This is a genomic window from Actinomycetota bacterium, from assembly GCA_040905475.1.
Lineage (GTDB): Bacteria > Actinomycetota > AC-67 > AC-67 > AC-67 > DATFGK01.
In genome coordinates, this window is sequence record JBBDRM010000088.1 from 1 (window position 1) to 14,541 (window position 14,541).

Annotated in this window: 17 protein-coding genes; 15 read left to right on the forward strand and 2 right to left on the reverse strand. The window is 67.7% G+C overall.

Translation table 11 applies throughout. The features are described from left to right. Positions 1-144: 144 nt before the first annotated feature. Positions 145-801: an ATP-dependent Clp protease proteolytic subunit gene (locus WEB06_09660; protein MEX2555886.1), complete on the reverse strand. Its 657-nt coding sequence runs from the start codon at positions 799-801 to the stop codon at positions 145-147. A gap of 107 nt (positions 802-908) precedes the next feature. On the opposite strand from WEB06_09660, the gene WEB06_09665 reads away from it, so the two are divergent. Continuing rightward, positions 909-1,262, forward strand: a complete 354-nt coding sequence (locus WEB06_09665) for an SRPBCC domain-containing protein (GenBank protein ID MEX2555887.1) — start codon at positions 909-911, stop codon at positions 1,260-1,262. After that, positions 1,259-1,591: a metalloregulator ArsR/SmtB family transcription factor gene (locus tag WEB06_09670; protein MEX2555888.1), complete on the forward strand. Its 333-nt coding sequence runs from the start codon at positions 1,259-1,261 to the stop codon at positions 1,589-1,591. Before WEB06_09665 ends, WEB06_09670 begins: the two co-directional genes overlap by 4 nt. A 127-nt stretch (positions 1,592-1,718) precedes the next feature. Here WEB06_09670 and rpsT read toward each other — a convergent pair whose 3' ends face one another. Then, positions 1,719-1,982: a 30S ribosomal protein S20 gene (gene rpsT, locus WEB06_09675; protein MEX2555889.1), complete on the reverse strand. Its 264-nt coding sequence runs from the start codon at positions 1,980-1,982 to the stop codon at positions 1,719-1,721. Positions 1,983-2,058: 76 nt separating this feature from the next. Between rpsT and lepA the strand changes: the two genes are divergently transcribed. The 13 genes from lepA (at position 2,059) to era (ending at position 14,539) form a co-directional block, all read left to right on the forward strand. Next, positions 2,059-3,894 carry a translation elongation factor 4 gene (gene lepA / locus WEB06_09680; protein ID MEX2555890.1) on the forward strand — a complete coding sequence of 612 codons (1,836 nt, stop codon included), beginning with the start codon at positions 2,059-2,061 and terminating at the stop codon, positions 3,892-3,894. Then, positions 3,891-5,063, forward strand: a complete 1,173-nt coding sequence (gene hemW, locus WEB06_09685; GenBank protein ID MEX2555891.1) for a radical SAM family heme chaperone HemW — start codon at positions 3,891-3,893, stop codon at positions 5,061-5,063. The genes lepA and hemW overlap by 4 nt, the downstream gene beginning before the upstream one ends. A gap of 55 nt (positions 5,064-5,118) precedes the next feature. Next, entirely contained in the window at positions 5,119-6,159 is a 1,041-nt protein-coding gene (gene hrcA, locus WEB06_09690) for a heat-inducible transcriptional repressor HrcA (GenBank protein ID MEX2555892.1), read from the forward strand. 9 nt (positions 6,160-6,168) lie between these two features. Further along, entirely contained in the window at positions 6,169-7,278 is a 1,110-nt protein-coding gene (dnaJ, locus tag WEB06_09695; GenBank protein ID MEX2555893.1) for a molecular chaperone DnaJ, read from the forward strand. Next, the gene (locus WEB06_09700) at positions 7,275-7,991 is read left to right on the forward strand and encodes an RsmE family RNA methyltransferase (protein ID MEX2555894.1); all 717 of its coding nucleotides are present in this window, start codon (positions 7,275-7,277) and stop codon (positions 7,989-7,991) included. The genes dnaJ and WEB06_09700 overlap by 4 nt, the downstream gene beginning before the upstream one ends. A gap of 174 nt (positions 7,992-8,165) precedes the next feature. After that, positions 8,166-8,666, forward strand: a complete 501-nt coding sequence (locus WEB06_09705; GenBank protein ID MEX2555895.1) for a transcriptional regulator — start codon at positions 8,166-8,168, stop codon at positions 8,664-8,666. Positions 8,667-8,717: 51 nt separating this feature from the next. After that, a complete protein-coding gene (locus tag WEB06_09710) occupies positions 8,718-9,692 on the forward strand; it encodes an SDR family NAD(P)-dependent oxidoreductase (GenBank protein ID MEX2555896.1) in 975 nt (324 codons plus the stop codon). Continuing rightward, positions 9,689-10,492: a PIG-L family deacetylase gene (locus WEB06_09715; GenBank protein ID MEX2555897.1), complete on the forward strand. Its 804-nt coding sequence runs from the start codon at positions 9,689-9,691 to the stop codon at positions 10,490-10,492. The genes WEB06_09710 and WEB06_09715 overlap by 4 nt, the downstream gene beginning before the upstream one ends. Continuing rightward, positions 10,489-10,839 (forward strand): histidine triad nucleotide-binding protein, encoded by a 351-nt coding sequence (locus tag WEB06_09720; GenBank protein ID MEX2555898.1) that lies wholly within the window; start codon positions 10,489-10,491, stop codon positions 10,837-10,839. The genes WEB06_09715 and WEB06_09720 overlap by 4 nt, the downstream gene beginning before the upstream one ends. Before the next feature lie 155 nt (positions 10,840-10,994). Next, on the forward strand, positions 10,995-11,906 hold the full coding sequence (locus WEB06_09725; GenBank protein MEX2555899.1) for a PhoH family protein: 912 nt from the start codon (positions 10,995-10,997) through the stop codon (positions 11,904-11,906). After that, positions 11,903-12,376 (forward strand): rRNA maturation RNase YbeY, encoded by a 474-nt coding sequence (ybeY, locus tag WEB06_09730; protein MEX2555900.1) that lies wholly within the window; start codon positions 11,903-11,905, stop codon positions 12,374-12,376. Before WEB06_09725 ends, ybeY begins: the two co-directional genes overlap by 4 nt. Next, the gene (locus tag WEB06_09735) at positions 12,373-13,641 is read left to right on the forward strand and encodes a hemolysin family protein (protein ID MEX2555901.1); all 1,269 of its coding nucleotides are present in this window, start codon (positions 12,373-12,375) and stop codon (positions 13,639-13,641) included. The genes ybeY and WEB06_09735 overlap by 4 nt, the downstream gene beginning before the upstream one ends. Further along, positions 13,628-14,539, forward strand: a complete 912-nt coding sequence (gene era, locus WEB06_09740; protein MEX2555902.1) for a GTPase Era — start codon at positions 13,628-13,630, stop codon at positions 14,537-14,539. Before WEB06_09735 ends, era begins: the two co-directional genes overlap by 14 nt. Positions 14,540-14,541: the final 2 nt, after the last annotated feature.

Consider the following 14,541-nt stretch of genomic DNA (forward strand, 5'->3'; position numbering starts at 1 on the left):
CCGCAACTTCACGCCCGACGAGATCCGTCACGCCTACCGGCTCGCCGCCGACGCCGACCTCGCGCTCAAGAGCGAGGCCGACGACCCGTTGGTGCTCGAGCTTCTCGTCGACGAGATCGCCGGGCCGGCGCGCGCTTCGCGCGTCTAAGCCGTTCCGTCACCGTTCCGAGACGGCGCCATCGCAGCGAGCGTCTCCGCTTCAGCGAACTTCGGCTTCCGGGAGGTCACGACCTCGTCCACCATCCCGTACGCTACGGCCTCATCGGCCGTCATGATGAAGTCGCGATCGGTGTCCTTGGAAACCTGCTCGGCCGTCTTGCCCGTGTGCCGCGCGAGGATGTCCTCGATGACCTTACGCTGCCGCAGGATCTCGCGCGCGTGGATCTCGATGTCGACCGACTGGCCACCTACTCTTCCGTGCGGCTGATGGATGAGCACGGTCCCGTGCGGAAGCGCGAAGCGCTTCCCCGGCGCTCCCGCCGCGAGGATCACCGCCGCTGCGGACGCAGCCATCCCGATGCACCAGGTCGCCACGTCGGGACGCACGTATTGCATCGTGTCGTAGATGGACAGCAACGCGGTGCTCGAGCCGCCGGGTGAGTTGATGTAGATGTTGATGTCCTTGCCGGGATCGACCGACTCGAGGTGGATCATCTGCGCGTTCACGAGGTTCGCGACGCCGTCGTCGATCTCGGTCCCGAGGAAGATCACCCGCTCCTTGAGCAGGCGGGAGAAGATGTCGAAGGACCGCTCCCCTCGGTTGGTCTCCTCGACCACGTACGGGACGAGCTGGTTCCGCATGGCGCACCTCCGAACCCGGGCCTATACTGCAACCGTTGGGTTGCGAGTCTAACGGAGCCGAACCCAATACGCAACCACTGAGTTGCGCTTTTTCGCGGGAGGGAAGGTTGGAACTGATCGAGCGGACCGAATCGTTCCCGGCCTCGCGCGACGATGTCTGGGCGGCCCTGACCCAGTCCGATCAGCTGTCGGACTGGTTCGGCGCGTCGGTCGTCGAGCTCGACGTCCGTCCCGGCGGCCGGCTCGTCATCCGCGACGAGGAGGGCGTCGTCCGTCGCGCCCTCGTCGAAACCGTCGAACCGAACGAGCGGCTCCGTTTCCGCTGGCTCGCGATGGAGGAGGGACCCGGCGGGGAGAAGTGGCCGGCGCCGGCGACTACCGTCGACATCCACCTCACGGAGACACCCGACGGCACCGAGCTGACCGTCGTCGAGACCCCTCTTCTGCTGGCGCGCACATGACGGGCCGGAGCGATCCGAACGAGATCTTCTCGGCGCTGGCCGACGAGACCCGGCGCGAAGTCGTGCGTCGCTTGTCGGAGGGTGGCGAAACGACCGCGAGCCGGCTGGCAGACGAGCTACCCGTCACCCGCCAAGCGATCGCGAAACATCTGATGGCTCTGGAGGAAGCCGGACTCGTCGCTTCGGTGAGGGTCGGCCGCGAGAACCTCTACCGCTTCACGCCGGGCCCGCTGACCGAAGCGGTTTCGTGGATCGCCAGCGTCGGCGGCGACTGGGACGGCAGGCTCGCGCGCCTGCGCAAGCACCTGGAGAGCCGCGGGAACGGTTGACCCGTTGCGTTCCACGGCGTTGTGCGCCGCGAAACGCAACAGAGATGGTTCGGAGCCGCTTCGGTACCGTTGAGGTCGTTATACGACCTCAACCGTACACGCGTGCGGAGAGGCGAGCGGGACCGACTTAGTCGGCCGAGTTGAAGGCCTTGGCGAGCTTGGCCTTGTGGTTGGCCGCGTTGTTCTTGTGGATCACGCCGTCGGCCGCCGCCTTGTCGTAGGCGCGGAGAGCCTCACGCAACGCAACCTGGGCCCTCTCGCGGTCCCCGGCTTTGAGGGCCTCCTGGAACCGCCGGGCCTGCGTGCGCAGCTTCGAGCGGGTCGCGACGTTGCGCACGCGAGCGCGCTCGTTCGTGCGGATGCGCTTGATCTGACTCTTGATGTTTGCCATAGGCGCGCGAGTCTAGCAGCGCCGGATCGCGGTATCCACGTGGGCACACCGGCCCTGGCGATATGCTTCCCGCTCGATGCCCGAACAAGCCCGAACCCGGAACTTCTGCATCGTGGCTCACATCGACCACGGCAAATCGACGCTCGCCGACCGGATCCTCGAGATCACCCACGCCGTCGCCGACCGCGACATGCGCGCGCAATACCTCGACCGGATGGACCTCGAGCGCGAGCGGGGGATCACGATCAAGGCGGCGGCCGTCCGCCTCTCCTACGACTCGAACGACGGGGCGAACTACGAGTTGAACCTGATCGATACGCCGGGCCACGTCGATTTCTCCTACGAGGTGTCGCGCGCGCTGAACGCCTGCGAGGGCGCCGTGCTGCTCGTCGACGCGAGCCAGGGGATCGAGGCCCAGACGCTCGCCAACCTCCACCTCGCGATCGAGGCCGACCTCGAGGTCATCCCGGTGGTGAACAAGATCGATCTTCCCTCGGCGCAGCCGGAGAAGGTCGCGCAAGAGCTGCAGCAGGTGATCGGCTGCGAGCTCGAGGACATCCTCTTCGTGTCCGGCAAGACCGGCGAGGGCGTGCAGGAGCTGCTCGAGGCCATCGTGCGGCGCGTCCCGCCCCCGACGGGGGATCCGGTCGCCCAGCCTCGCGGGCTGATCTTCGACTCGACCTACGACCAGTACCGCGGCGTGATCGCGTACGTGCGTGTCGTGGACGGGAACCTCTTCAAGGGGCAGCGCATCCGGATGATGGCGACCGGGGCCGTGCACGACCTCGAGGAAGTGGGGGCCCTCGCCCCCGACCCGACGCCGTTGCAAACGCTGGGAGCCGGCGAGGTCGGGTACTTCATCGGCGGCATCAAGAACATCCGCGACGCGAAGGTCGGCGACACGATCACCGACGCGCAGCGTCCCGCGAGCGAGCCGCTCGCCGGCTACCGCGAGCCCAAGCCGATGGTGTACGCGGGCCTGTTCCCGGTCGCCGGCGACGACTACCCGGACCTTCGCGACGCCCTCGAGCGGCTCGCGCTGAACGACGCAGCGCTCGTCTACGAACCGGAGACGTCGAAGGCACTCGGTTTCGGGTTCCGCTGCGGGTTCCTGGGTCTGCTCCACATGGAGATCACGCGCGAGCGCCTCGAGCGGGAGTTCGACCTCGAGCTGGTCACCACCGCGCCCAACGTGGCCTACCGCGTGATCCTCACGACCGACGAGGTCATCACCGTCCGCAACCCCTCCGACCTGCCCGACCCCAGCCACATCGAGAAGATCGAGGAGCCCATGGTTTCCGCACTGATCCTCGCGCCCGGCGAGTACGTCGGCACGCTGATGGAGATGTGCCAGTCGCGGCGCGGGATCCTCGACGGGATGAACTACCTGTCGGCCGACCGGGTCGAGCTGCGGTACCGGCTCCCCCTGGCCGAGATCATCTTCGACTTCTTCGACCAGCTGAAGGCCCGGACGCGTGGATACGCGTCGCTCGACTACGAGCACGTCGGGTACCAGCCGGCCGAGCTGGTGCGCGTCGACATCCTGCTGCACAACGACCCAGTGGATGCGTTCAGCGCGATCGTGCACAGGGACCGCGCGTACACGTACGGGCGCGCGATGGTGTCGAAGCTGCGCGAGCTGATCCCGCGGCAGATGTTCGACGTCCCGCTGCAGGCGGCGATCGGGAGCCGGATCATCGCGCGCGAGACGGTGAAAGCGAAGCGCAAGGACGTGCTCGCGAAATGCTACGGCGGCGACATCACCCGCAAGCGCAAGCTGCTCGAGAAGCAGAAGGCCGGTAAGCGGCGCATGAAGCAGATCGGCTCCGTCGAGGTGCCACAGGAGGCCTTCATCGCGGCGCTGCAGGTCGGCGGCGGCGGGGTCACCGACGACAAGAAGGGGGACAAGTGACCGCGGTCTCGCCGGTCGTCGACTCTCTCGAGCCCCGCGCCGACGTGGTGCACCTCGCGCCGGCCTTCGGCATCTACGTTCACATCCCGTACTGCATATCGCGCTGTCCATACTGCGACTTCAACACCTACGTCGGCATCGAGGACACCGCGCCCGAGTACGTGGACGCGTTGCTCCGGGAAGCGGGCGCGTGGGCGGAACGCGCCGGAGCCCGTGAAGCCGGATCGATCTTCATCGGCGGTGGTACGCCGTCGCTGCTCGACCCCACGCTGATGCGGAAGCTGCTCGACGGGCTGCGCGCGACGTTCCCCGTGAGCAGCGCCGCCGAGATCACGATCGAGGCGAACCCAGAAACCGTCGACGTCGAGCGGCTGAGCGGGTTCCGTGCCGCGGGCGTGAACCGCATCTCGTTCGGAGCGCAATCGTTCCGCGCCGACGTGCTGGCTACGCTCGGGCGGGCGCACACGGCGGAGCGAACGGAGGTCGCCGTGCGGGAAGCGCGCGAAGCCGGGTTCGACAATCTCAACCTGGACCTCATCTACGGCACCCCGGGCGAGAGCTTCGACGACTGGCGCATGTCGATGGAGAAGGCGATCGCGCTCGAGCCCGAGCACATCAGCGCCTACGCGCTGACGATCGAGGAAGGGACCGCCTTCGGGGCGGATGTCGCTTCCGGACGCATGCCGGCGCCCGACGACGACGACCAGGCGGCGAAGTACGAGCTTGCGCTGGGCCTGCTCGCCGCGGCGGGCTACGAGCACTACGAGATCTCCAACTGGGCGAAGCCGGGTCGCGCATGCCGGCACAACCTCTTGTACTGGAACCAAGGAGAGTACGCAGGGCTCGGCGCCGGGGCGCACGGGCATCTGGACGCCGCACGGGTATGGAACGAGAAGGCGCCGCGTACCTACATCGAACGGGCTCCGGACGCGCGAGCGGGGGAGGAGCGCCTGGCCGAGGCCGCCCGGCACGACGAATGGCTCCAGCTACGGCTGCGTCTCGTCGCCGGCCTCGATATCGACGAAGCGTCCCGGCGGACCGGACGCGATCTCTCCCCGGCGCTGGAGCACCTCGAGCGAGCCGGGCTCGTCGCGCTCGCAAACGGAGTAGCGAAACTCACGCGCCGTGGCCTGCTCCTCCAGTCCGAGGTCGCGCTTCGCATGACCTAGCAAACCCGCCGCTTTCTAGCACTCGCAACACCCGAGTGCTAACCTGGTTTTCATCATGGCCGACCCGGTTTCGAAACGCGCGCTCGGGGCCCGGCAGGCGGCGATCCTGTCGGCGATCGTTCGCGAATACATCCGGTCCGGCGAGCCCGTCGGGTCCAAGCACCTCGTCGGCCGTTACCGGCTCGACGTGTCCAGCGCGACCGTCCGCAACGACATGTCGCTGCTCGAGGAGCTCGGTTACCTCGCCCAGCCGCACACCAGCGCCGGCCGGATCCCGACGGACCAGGGGTACCGGTGGTTCGTCGACACGGTCGGGCCGCCGAAGCTGGCGGAGAGCCAGCAGCGCGAACTGACCGACGCGCTCGGCGAGCCGGCCGACCTCGACTCCAAGCTCGTCCGCGCGTCCGACGTCCTGTCGCACTTCACGCGCTACGCCGCGGCCGTGCTGACGCCTAACCTGCAGGGAAGCCATCTCCGCCACCTCGACCTGGCGTGGCTCGGGCCGCGACTCGTCGTCGCGGTGCTGATCGGCGACGGCGGGAGGGTCGAGAAGCGTATGTTCGAGCTCGACGCCGACGTCAGCGAGCGCGACGTCGAGCACCTCGCGCACGAGGTGAACCGCGAGCTCGTGGGCGTCGGGCTCGAAGACGCCAAGCCCAGGCTCGCGGCGATGGCCAAGCGCGCGTCCACCAAGGATCGCGGACTGCTCGCCGGCGTTTCGGACGCGGTCACCCACATGATCGAGGCCGAGCGCCGTGTGTTCGTCGGCGGCACGTCGAACTTCGCCGCGGACGAGACGCTCTCCTCGGAGCGTGAGACGTTGCGCCGTGTGTACGAGACGATGGAACGCCACACCGAGATCCTCCGTCTCCTCGAAGAGGCGATCCGTCCGGTGAGCGTGCGCATCGGCACGGAGCATCAGGTCGAGGACCTCTATTCGCTGAGCGTGGTTGCCGCGCCGTACGAGCTCGGCACCGAGGGCGGGGGCACGCTCGGCGTGATCGGCCCGACGCGGATGGACTACCTGCGTGCGATGGCGATCGTCTCGGCGGTCGCCCGGACGCTGGAGACGTCGCTGCGTGAGCTCGACCGGTAGCGCCGGACGATGGCCGCCGACCACTACCAGGTTCTGGGCGTCGAACGAGGCGCTTCGGCCGATGAGATAAAGCGCGCGTACCGCGATCTCGCGCGGCGATATCACCCGGACGCGAACCCCGACCCGGCGGCGGCCGAGCGGATCAAAGAGATCAACGTCGCGTACGAGGTGCTCTCCGACCCAGGGAAGCGCGAACGCTACGACCTGTACGGCGACGGCGGGGCGCCGTCCCTGGGCGGGTTCGGGGATCTCGGCGACATCATGGAGTCGTTCTTCGGGTCCGCGTTCGGCGGGCGTACACGGACCCGGTCCCGGCCCGGTCAGCCGTCGCGCGGCGCCGATCTCTCGCTCCGGATCGAGGTCGACTTCGCGGAAGCCGTCTTCGGGACGACCGACTCGGTGAAGATCAACATCCTGCGCTCCTGCGAGCGTTGCACCGGGAGCGGATGCGAACCCGGAACCTTCCGCATCCGATGTGCGACGTGCGGCGGTTCCGGCGAGCAGCGCACCCAGCAGCGATCGATCTTCGGGACCGTCGTGTCGACCCGCCCCTGCGCCGCGTGCCGGGGCGAAGGCGAGGTGCCGGCCGACCCGTGCCGGGATTGCCGCGGGTTGGGCCGGATCCACCGCGAGGAGCAGATCGAGGTGGCCGTCCCTGCCGGGATCGCCGACGGTCAGGCCTTGCGGCTCGACGGACGCGGTGAGGCCGGCCACCGGGGCGGCCCGGCGGGCGATCTGTACGTTCAGGTCTCCGTGCGGCCGCACGACCTCTTCGCCCGCGACGGCGACGATCTGTTCTGCTCGCTGACGATCCCGTTCACGGTCGCGGCGCTCGGCGCGGAAGTTCCGGTGCCGACGCTCGACGGCGACGAGTCGCTCCGGATCCCGGGGGGAACCCAGCCGGGCACGATGCTCCGGCTCCGCGGCAAGGGCGTGCCGCGCCTGGGCGGCCGCGGCCGCGGCGATCTGATCGTCCAGCTGACCGTGGACGTCCCGACCAAGCTCGGCGGCGAGGAGCGAGCCCTCGTCGAGAAGCTCGCCGAGATGCGCGGCGAACGAACCGGCGAGGTGAAGGGCATCCTCGGCCGCCTCAAGGACGCGTTCAAGGCCGGGCGGTGACCGCTCCGCACTTCTTCGCCGCGGACGTCACCGGGGAGCGCGTGGTTCTCGAACGCGACGACTCGCGTCACGCATTGCGGGTGCTCCGGCTGCGGCCGGGCGAGCAGATCACCGTCTCGGACGGCCGCGGCTCCGTCGTCGAGGCCACGGTCGGCGACGACGATGATCACCTCGTCGCCCACGTCACGGATCGACGGTCGGAGCCCGAGCCGCGGCCCGCGCTGCACGTCTACCAGGCTCTGCCAAAAGCGGGAAAGCTCGACCTCGTCGTGCAGAAGCTCACGGAGCTCGGGGTCTCTTCGATCAATCTCTTCGCGAGCCGCCGCTCGGTACCGCGATGGGACGCGGCCAAAGCCGCATCGCACACCGCGCGGCTCGGCGAGGTCGCGCGGCAGGCGGCGATGCAATCCCGACGAGCCTGGCTGCCGCGGGTCCTCCCGCCGTCACCGCTTTCTTCGCTCGCCATGGCCGAGCCGCTCCTGGTTCTCCACGGATCGGCGACCACTCGCCTGTCGGACGCTCTTCCCGAGACGTGGCCAAGCGCCTTTGGGCTCGTCGTGGGTCCGGAAGGAGGCCTCACCGAAGAAGAAGTGACCGCGCTCCGCGCACTCGGCGCGATCCCCGTCACGATGGGTCCGCTGATCCTTCGCACCGAGACCGCTGCGCTCGCCGCGGCGGCGATCGTCTTGGGGCGCTACGGGCAGCTCGGCTGAGCCGTCTACGTCACCCAGGGTGGGGAAACCACAGCCCCTAGTGATTGACGGATGCTTGAACCAGGGGTTTCAATTGACTAGTTTACGGAGGAGTCGGAACAAGATTCGCTTTTGCCGGGATCGCGACTCCTCCAGCCGGGGGGTGCGGGAACACCGCGGGAAGGGGAAGCGTTGATGGCCGCTACCTACGCTCAGCGCGTCGGGGAACGCCTGCGAGCGATACGCCTGCAGAAAGGTCTCTCGCTTCACGACGTCGAACAGGCGTCTTCGAAGGAGTTCAAGGCGTCCGTCCTCGGCGCGTACGAGCGAGGTGAGCGCAGCATCTCCGTTCCGCGCCTGCAACGTCTCGCGATCTTCTACGGAGTTCCGGTCGATCAGCTCCTTCCGCGGATGGCCGGAACCGAGATCGTGCTCGACGGCCCGGTCGCGTCCAACTCCTCGCCGGAGGGGATGCGCATCGATCTCCAGCGACTGAGGGATGTCGCCGCACCGGAAGCGCCGGTTCTCACGCGCTATCTCAATATGATCCAGATGGCGCGCGGCGACTTCAACGGCAAGGTCCTCACGGTCCGTGACATCGACATCCGGGCGCTCGCGGCGGTATTCGATCTCACGGCCGAAGCGCTCACCGCGCGTCTGGAGGACCTCGGCCTCCGCATCCCCGCGACCGTTTAGCTCAAGGCCGACTAGCGTCGGCAACCCCCCCTGCGGGTAGCCTTATCGTTCGTGCGCGCTTTCGTCACCGGAGCCACCGGATTCATCGGCGGTCACGTCGCCCGGCGCCTCGTCGAGGGCGGCTGGGGCGTGACGGCGCTCGCGCGCACGCCGGAGCGTGCCGCGCCCCTTCGAGAGCTCGGGATGACGATCGTTCCCGGAGACGTGACCGAGCCGGCGAGCCTGGCCGGTCCGATGCGTCGGGCGGACGCCGTTTTCCACCTCGCCGCGTGGTACCAGCTCGGCGTCACGGACCGGATGCGGATGTTCCAGATCAACGTGAAGGGGACGGAGAACGTCATGCGCGCCGCATCGGAAGCCGGTGTGGCGCGCATCGTCTATTGCTCGAGCGTGGCCGCGCTCGGGACGCACGCCGCCGGCGAGGTTCCCGATGAGACCGTGCGTCACAGCGGCCGTTTCGGCTCCGCGTACGAGGAGACGAAGTGGATGGCGCACGAGAAGGTCCGCGAGCTCGCTGCCGAGGGGTTGCCCGTCGTCACCGTCATGCCCGGCGCAGCGTACGGCCCGGGGGACACGAGCATCCTCGGCGTGCTGCTTCGCTACTACGCCAAGGGATGGCTGCTCGCGCTCCCGTTCCAGGACGCCGGCGTCTCGTGGGTCCGCGTCGAGGATGTGGCCGACGGAGTGATCGCGGCGCAGGACAAAGGCCGGTTCGGCGAGGACTACATCCTCGGAGGCGACAACGCGACGATCGGCGAGCTGCTGCGGCGCATCGCCCCGCTGACCGGGATCCGCGCCCCGCGATTCTCGATCGGCAAGCGCATGCTGCGCGCTTCGATGCCGCTCGCTCCGATCATGGGCAAGATCTTGAAGCAGCCTCCCGGGATAATGCGCGACGGGATGGAGAGCCTGAGCGGCTCGATCGAGTTCTCATCCGAGAAGGCCCGGCGCGAGCTCGGCTATACGTTCCGCTCGGTCGAAGAAGGGATGCCCGAAGTTGTCGGCTGGTACAAGGACAACACGTGACCGGCACGGGTGGCTTGCTCGGCGTTTTCGCGCACCCCGACGACGAGGCGTACTCGATGGCCGGCCTCATGGCCCGGTACACCGACGAGGGGATTCCCGTCGCCAACCTCTGCTTCACGCGCGGCGAGGTCGGGCTGATCGCCGAGGGAAGCGGTGCGACGCCCGAGACCCTCGGCGAAGTGCGTGAAGCCGAGCTTCGCGCGGCGTGCGCCGCGGTCGGCGTCACGGACGTGCGTATCGTGGGAACCCCGGACGGCGGAACGGAAGCGAATGAAGAGGGTATCGAGGCCATCGCGGCCGTCATGCGCGAGCACGAGCCCCGTGTGATCGTGACGATGGAGCCGCTGGGGGTCACACGACACCCGGATCACATCGCCGTTTCGCAGATGACCTCCGACGCCTTCCATCGCGTTCGCAAGGAGAACGGCGGAACGTTCCCGCAGCGGCTGTACTACTCCGCGATCCCCGACAGTGCGCTCGCCGCGTTCACCGAAGAACTTCAGAAGCGAGGACTGCAGGGGCTGACGCCGCCCGACGACCCGCTCGCGCCGCGGCCTGCTCCGGACGACACGATCGCCGCGATCGTCGACGTGACGGCGTGGTTCGCGCGCAAGCTCACCGCCCTGCGCGCGCACCTGACCCAGACCTTCGAGATGGTGGCGTGGATGCCGGACGACCTCCTTCCGGTCCTGCTGTCGATCGAGGCCTTCCAGCGTCCGTTCCCTGCGTTCACGGCCGGGGACCCTCCGGAGGATGACCTCTTCGCCGCGTTCCGGGTGGCCGGCGGCGGCATCGCATGAAGGATCCGAACTGCATCTTCTGCAAGATCGTCTCGGGCGAGATCCCTGCGACGGTCGTGCTCGATCGGGGCGACATCTTCGCCTTCCGGGACGTGAATCCGCAGGCACCGACCCACGTCCTTGTGGTGCCGAAGGACCATGTCCGCGACGTTGCCGCGCTGGATGCCTCGCACGGCGGTCTGCTCGCCGAGATGGTCGAGGCGGCGAACGAGCTCGCGCGCGTCGACGGCGTCGACGATTCGGGTTACCGGCTCGTGCTCAACGTCGGGCCCGACGCCGGCCAAACGGTGTTCCACCTGCATCTTCACCTCCTCGGCGGCCGTCCGATGGCGTGGCCACCGGGCTGACGCCCGCTTTCAAGGGTTCCCCGTTTCGTCCGTCGGCTGCTCGGTATAATCGCGGAGCGGCCCCGTGAAGGGGCCGCTCGCCGCATACCAGCGGCACAGGAGACCGGGTGACGAAAACCGAAACGGTGAAGATCCTGGTTCCAGGGCACCATCCTATGGTGAGTCTGCTGGGCCAGCGCGATGAGCTCCTCAAGGTCATCGAGGGCGCGTTCGACGCGTCGATACTCGTCCGCGGCAACGAGATCACCATCTCCGGATCGAAGGACGAGGCCGACCGGATCGCCGTCCTGTTCGAGGAACTGATCGGGCTCCTTGAAGCGGGTCAGTCGCTGACCTCCCACGCGGTCGAGCAATCGATCGACATGATGAGGAGCGACGAGGCCCGGCCGCGCGACGTTCTGACCGACGCCGTTCTGATCCACCGCGGCAAGGCGATCCGCCCGAAGACCGTCGGGCAGAAGAAATATGTCGACGCGATCCGGCGCTCGACGATCACGTTCTCGATCGGGCCGGCCGGCTCGGGCAAGACCTATCTCGCGATGGCGACGGCCGTCCGCGCGCTCCAGCACAAGGAGGTCGCGCGGCTGATCCTTTGCCGGCCCGCCGTCGAGGCGGGCGAGAAGCTCGGCTTCCTGCCCGGCACGCTCTACGAGAAGGTCAATCCGTACATGCGTCCGCTGTACGACGCGCTGTACGACATGATGGATCCCGAGCAGCTCAGCCGCCTGATCGAGCGCGGCACGATCGAAGTCTCGCCCCTGGCGTTCATGCGAGGAAGAAGTCTCAACGACTCCTTCATCATCCTCGACGAGGCGCAGAACACCACCCCCGAGCAGATGAAGATGTTCCTCACCCGTCTTGGGTTCGGATCTCGGGTCGTCGTGACCGGCGACATCACCCAGGTCGACCTGCCGGCGGGTCAGGATTCCGGGCTCAACGTGGTTCGGGAGATCCTGACCGGCATCAACGGCCTCGAGTTCGTCTATCTCACCGCGAAGGACGTGGTCCGGCACAAGATCGTGCAGGAGATCGTGGAGGCGTATCGTCGTTTCGACGACAACCGATGAACGATCGATCGGAACCCGGCGGAGCCGCGTCACCGCGCGTCGCGATCGCGGACGAGCAGGATCGTCCCGTCGACGTTGATTCGCTGTCCGCCTTCGCCGAGCGAGCGCTCGATGCGGCCGCGATCCCGCCTTCGCACGGGCTGTCGATCGGCCTCGTCGACCGGGAAACGATCGCCGACCTCAAGGGGCGTTTCCACGGCGAGAAGCGGGCGACCGACGTGCTGTCGTTCGCGATGGATCCGCTCGATGCGCCGGGCCCGGCGAGCCTGGGAGACGTCGTGATCTGTGTCGCGATCGCGGAGAGTCACGCGCGTGGCCTCGGCATGGTCCTCCAGCGAGAGCTCGAGCACCTCGTCGCGCACGGCATCTTGCACCTGGCCGGCCGCGACCACGCGGATCCGGAGAGCGAGCTCGCGATGGCGCGCGAGGAGAAGCGCCTCCTCTCGGCGGCGCGGGCGGTGGCGTCGTGAGCTGGCTCATAGCCGTCGTCGTCGTGCTGGTGCTGCTCGGCTCCGTGCTGGCGTTGGCCGAAGCGTCGATCAGCCGGATGAGCCGCGTGCGCGCGATGGCGCTCCGCGAGGAAGGACGGCGCAACGCCGCGCTGCTCGAACGCATCGAGGAGCACCCCGCCCGGTACCTGAACTCGATCTACCTGGCCGTGATGTTCAGCCAGAACGGCTCCGCGATCATGGTCGCGATCATCGCCGAGAGGTACACCAACAGCTTGGGGGTGACGCTGATCTCGGTCGCCTTCACGCTGATCTACTTCGTGGTCGTGGAGGCCATGTCCAAGACGTACGGCATCCTGCACAACGATCGCGTCGCGCTCTTCCTCAGCCCGCTTGTGATCTTCCTGGGCAGGCTCCTTTCGGCCCCGACGCGACTCTTGATCGGCCTCGCGAACGCGCTGCTCCCCGGGAAAGGTTTGAAACAAGGGCCCTTCGTGTCCGAGGAGGAGATCCGCTCGATGGCCGACGTCGGTCACGAGGAAGGCGCCATCGAAGAAGAAGAGAAAGAGCTGATCCATTCGATCTTCGAGTTCGGCGACACCGTCGTGCGCGAAGTGATGATCCCGCGCCCGGACATGATCGCCGTCGAGGCCGGCACCAAGCTCAAGGACGTGCTCACGCTGATGCTGAAGCACGGCTTCTCCCGCATGCCGGTGTACGAGAAGAGCATGGACAACATCGTCGGCCTCGTGTACGCGAAGGACGTCATGCGGCGGCTCCACAACGGCAGGCGTACCCGCAAAGAGCTAACCGTCGAGGAGATCGCGCGCCCGGCTATGTTCGTTCCCGAATCGAAGAAGATCGCCGAGCTGCTGCGCGAGATGCAGCGGAACAAGACGCACATGGCGATCGTCGTCGACGAGTACGGCGACATCGCCGGCTTGGTCACGATGGAGGACTTGCTCGAAGAGATCGTCGGTGAGATCGCCGACGAGTACGACCGCGGCGAGTCGCTGGTTGAGCCGGTCGACGAAAACACCCTTCGCGTGGACGGGAAGCTACCGATCGACGAGCTCGAGGAGCTCGTCGGCGCCGACCTGCCCGACGAGGAATGGGACACCGTCGGCGGCCTGCTCGCCGGCGTCCTGGGACGGCTCCCCAAGCGGGGCGACGAGGTAACGGTCGGCGGCGTGACGTTCCGGGTTGAAAAGGTCAAGGGCCGGCGGATCGCAAAGGTTCTCGTCACCCAGCCGTCCAAGATCGGCGAGGCCGATGGCAAGTCCTGATCGGCTCGGCGACAAGGAAGGCTTCCGCTCGGGTTTCGTCTCCATCGTCGGCCGGCCGAACGTCGGCAAGTCGACGCTGCTGAACGCGATGCTGAACCGCAAGGTCGCGATCACCTCGTCGCGGCCGCAAACGACGCGCAACGCGATCCGCGGCGTGCTGACCGGTGACGGGTGGCAGATGGTCTTCATCGATACGCCCGGTCTGCACAAGCCGAAGACGGCGCTCGGCGAGCGGCTGAACGACGTCGTCCGGCGCACCCTCAAGGAAGTGGACGCGATCGTGTTCATGGTCGACGCCACCCAGGAGATCGGGACCGGCGATCGCTTCGTCGGCGAGGAGATCTCGCGGCTCGGAGCGCCGGCGATATGCGTCGTGAACAAGATGGACGCGGCGAAGCACGGCGATCTCGTCCGACAGCTCGCCGCGGCCGAGACGGTGGGAGCGTGGCGAGAGATCATCCCGATCTCGGCGAAGGACGGACGCAACGTCGAGCAGCTGAAAGAGCTCTTGGTATCGCACCTGTCGGAGGGTCCGCAGTACTACCCGGGCGACGTGTTCTCCGATCAGCCGCGGGAGTTCCTCGTTGCCGAGATCATCCGCGAGAAGGCGCTCGAGCTCACGCACCAGGAGGTTCCGCATTCGATCGCGGTCAACATCGACGAGCTGATCGACCGCGAGGACGGCGTCACCGAGATCCAGGCCGTCCTGTTCGTGGAGCGCGACTCGCAGAAGGGCATCGTGATCGGCAAGGGCGGGGCGATGCTGAAGGAGATCGGCACCCGCGCGCGCCGGGAGCTCGAGTGGATCCTCGGCACCAAGGTGTTCGTGCGCGTGCAGGTGAAGGTCGCCAAGGACTGGCAGCGCGACGTCGGGTCGGTCATGAGGCTCGGTTACTGAGC

Coding starts and splice junctions, on each gene's coding strand:
- WEB06_09660 (MEX2555886.1), bottom strand. CDS start 801: ATGCGGAACCAGCTCGTCCCGTACGTGGTCGAGGAGACCAACCGAGGG.
- WEB06_09670 (MEX2555888.1), top strand. CDS start 1,259: ATGACGGGCCGGAGCGATCCGAACGAGATCTTCTCGGCGCTGGCCGAC.
- rpsT (MEX2555889.1), bottom strand. CDS start 1,982: ATGGCAAACATCAAGAGTCAGATCAAGCGCATCCGCACGAACGAGCGC.
- lepA (MEX2555890.1), top strand. CDS start 2,059: ATGCCCGAACAAGCCCGAACCCGGAACTTCTGCATCGTGGCTCACATC.
- hrcA (MEX2555892.1), top strand. CDS start 5,119: ATGGCCGACCCGGTTTCGAAACGCGCGCTCGGGGCCCGGCAGGCGGCG.
- dnaJ (MEX2555893.1), top strand. CDS start 6,169: ATGGCCGCCGACCACTACCAGGTTCTGGGCGTCGAACGAGGCGCTTCG.
- WEB06_09705 (MEX2555895.1), top strand. CDS start 8,166: ATGGCCGCTACCTACGCTCAGCGCGTCGGGGAACGCCTGCGAGCGATA.
- WEB06_09720 (MEX2555898.1), top strand. CDS start 10,489: ATGAAGGATCCGAACTGCATCTTCTGCAAGATCGTCTCGGGCGAGATC.
- WEB06_09725 (MEX2555899.1), top strand. CDS start 10,995: ATGGTGAGTCTGCTGGGCCAGCGCGATGAGCTCCTCAAGGTCATCGAG.
- ybeY (MEX2555900.1), top strand. CDS start 11,903: ATGAACGATCGATCGGAACCCGGCGGAGCCGCGTCACCGCGCGTCGCG.
- era (MEX2555902.1), top strand. CDS start 13,628: ATGGCAAGTCCTGATCGGCTCGGCGACAAGGAAGGCTTCCGCTCGGGT.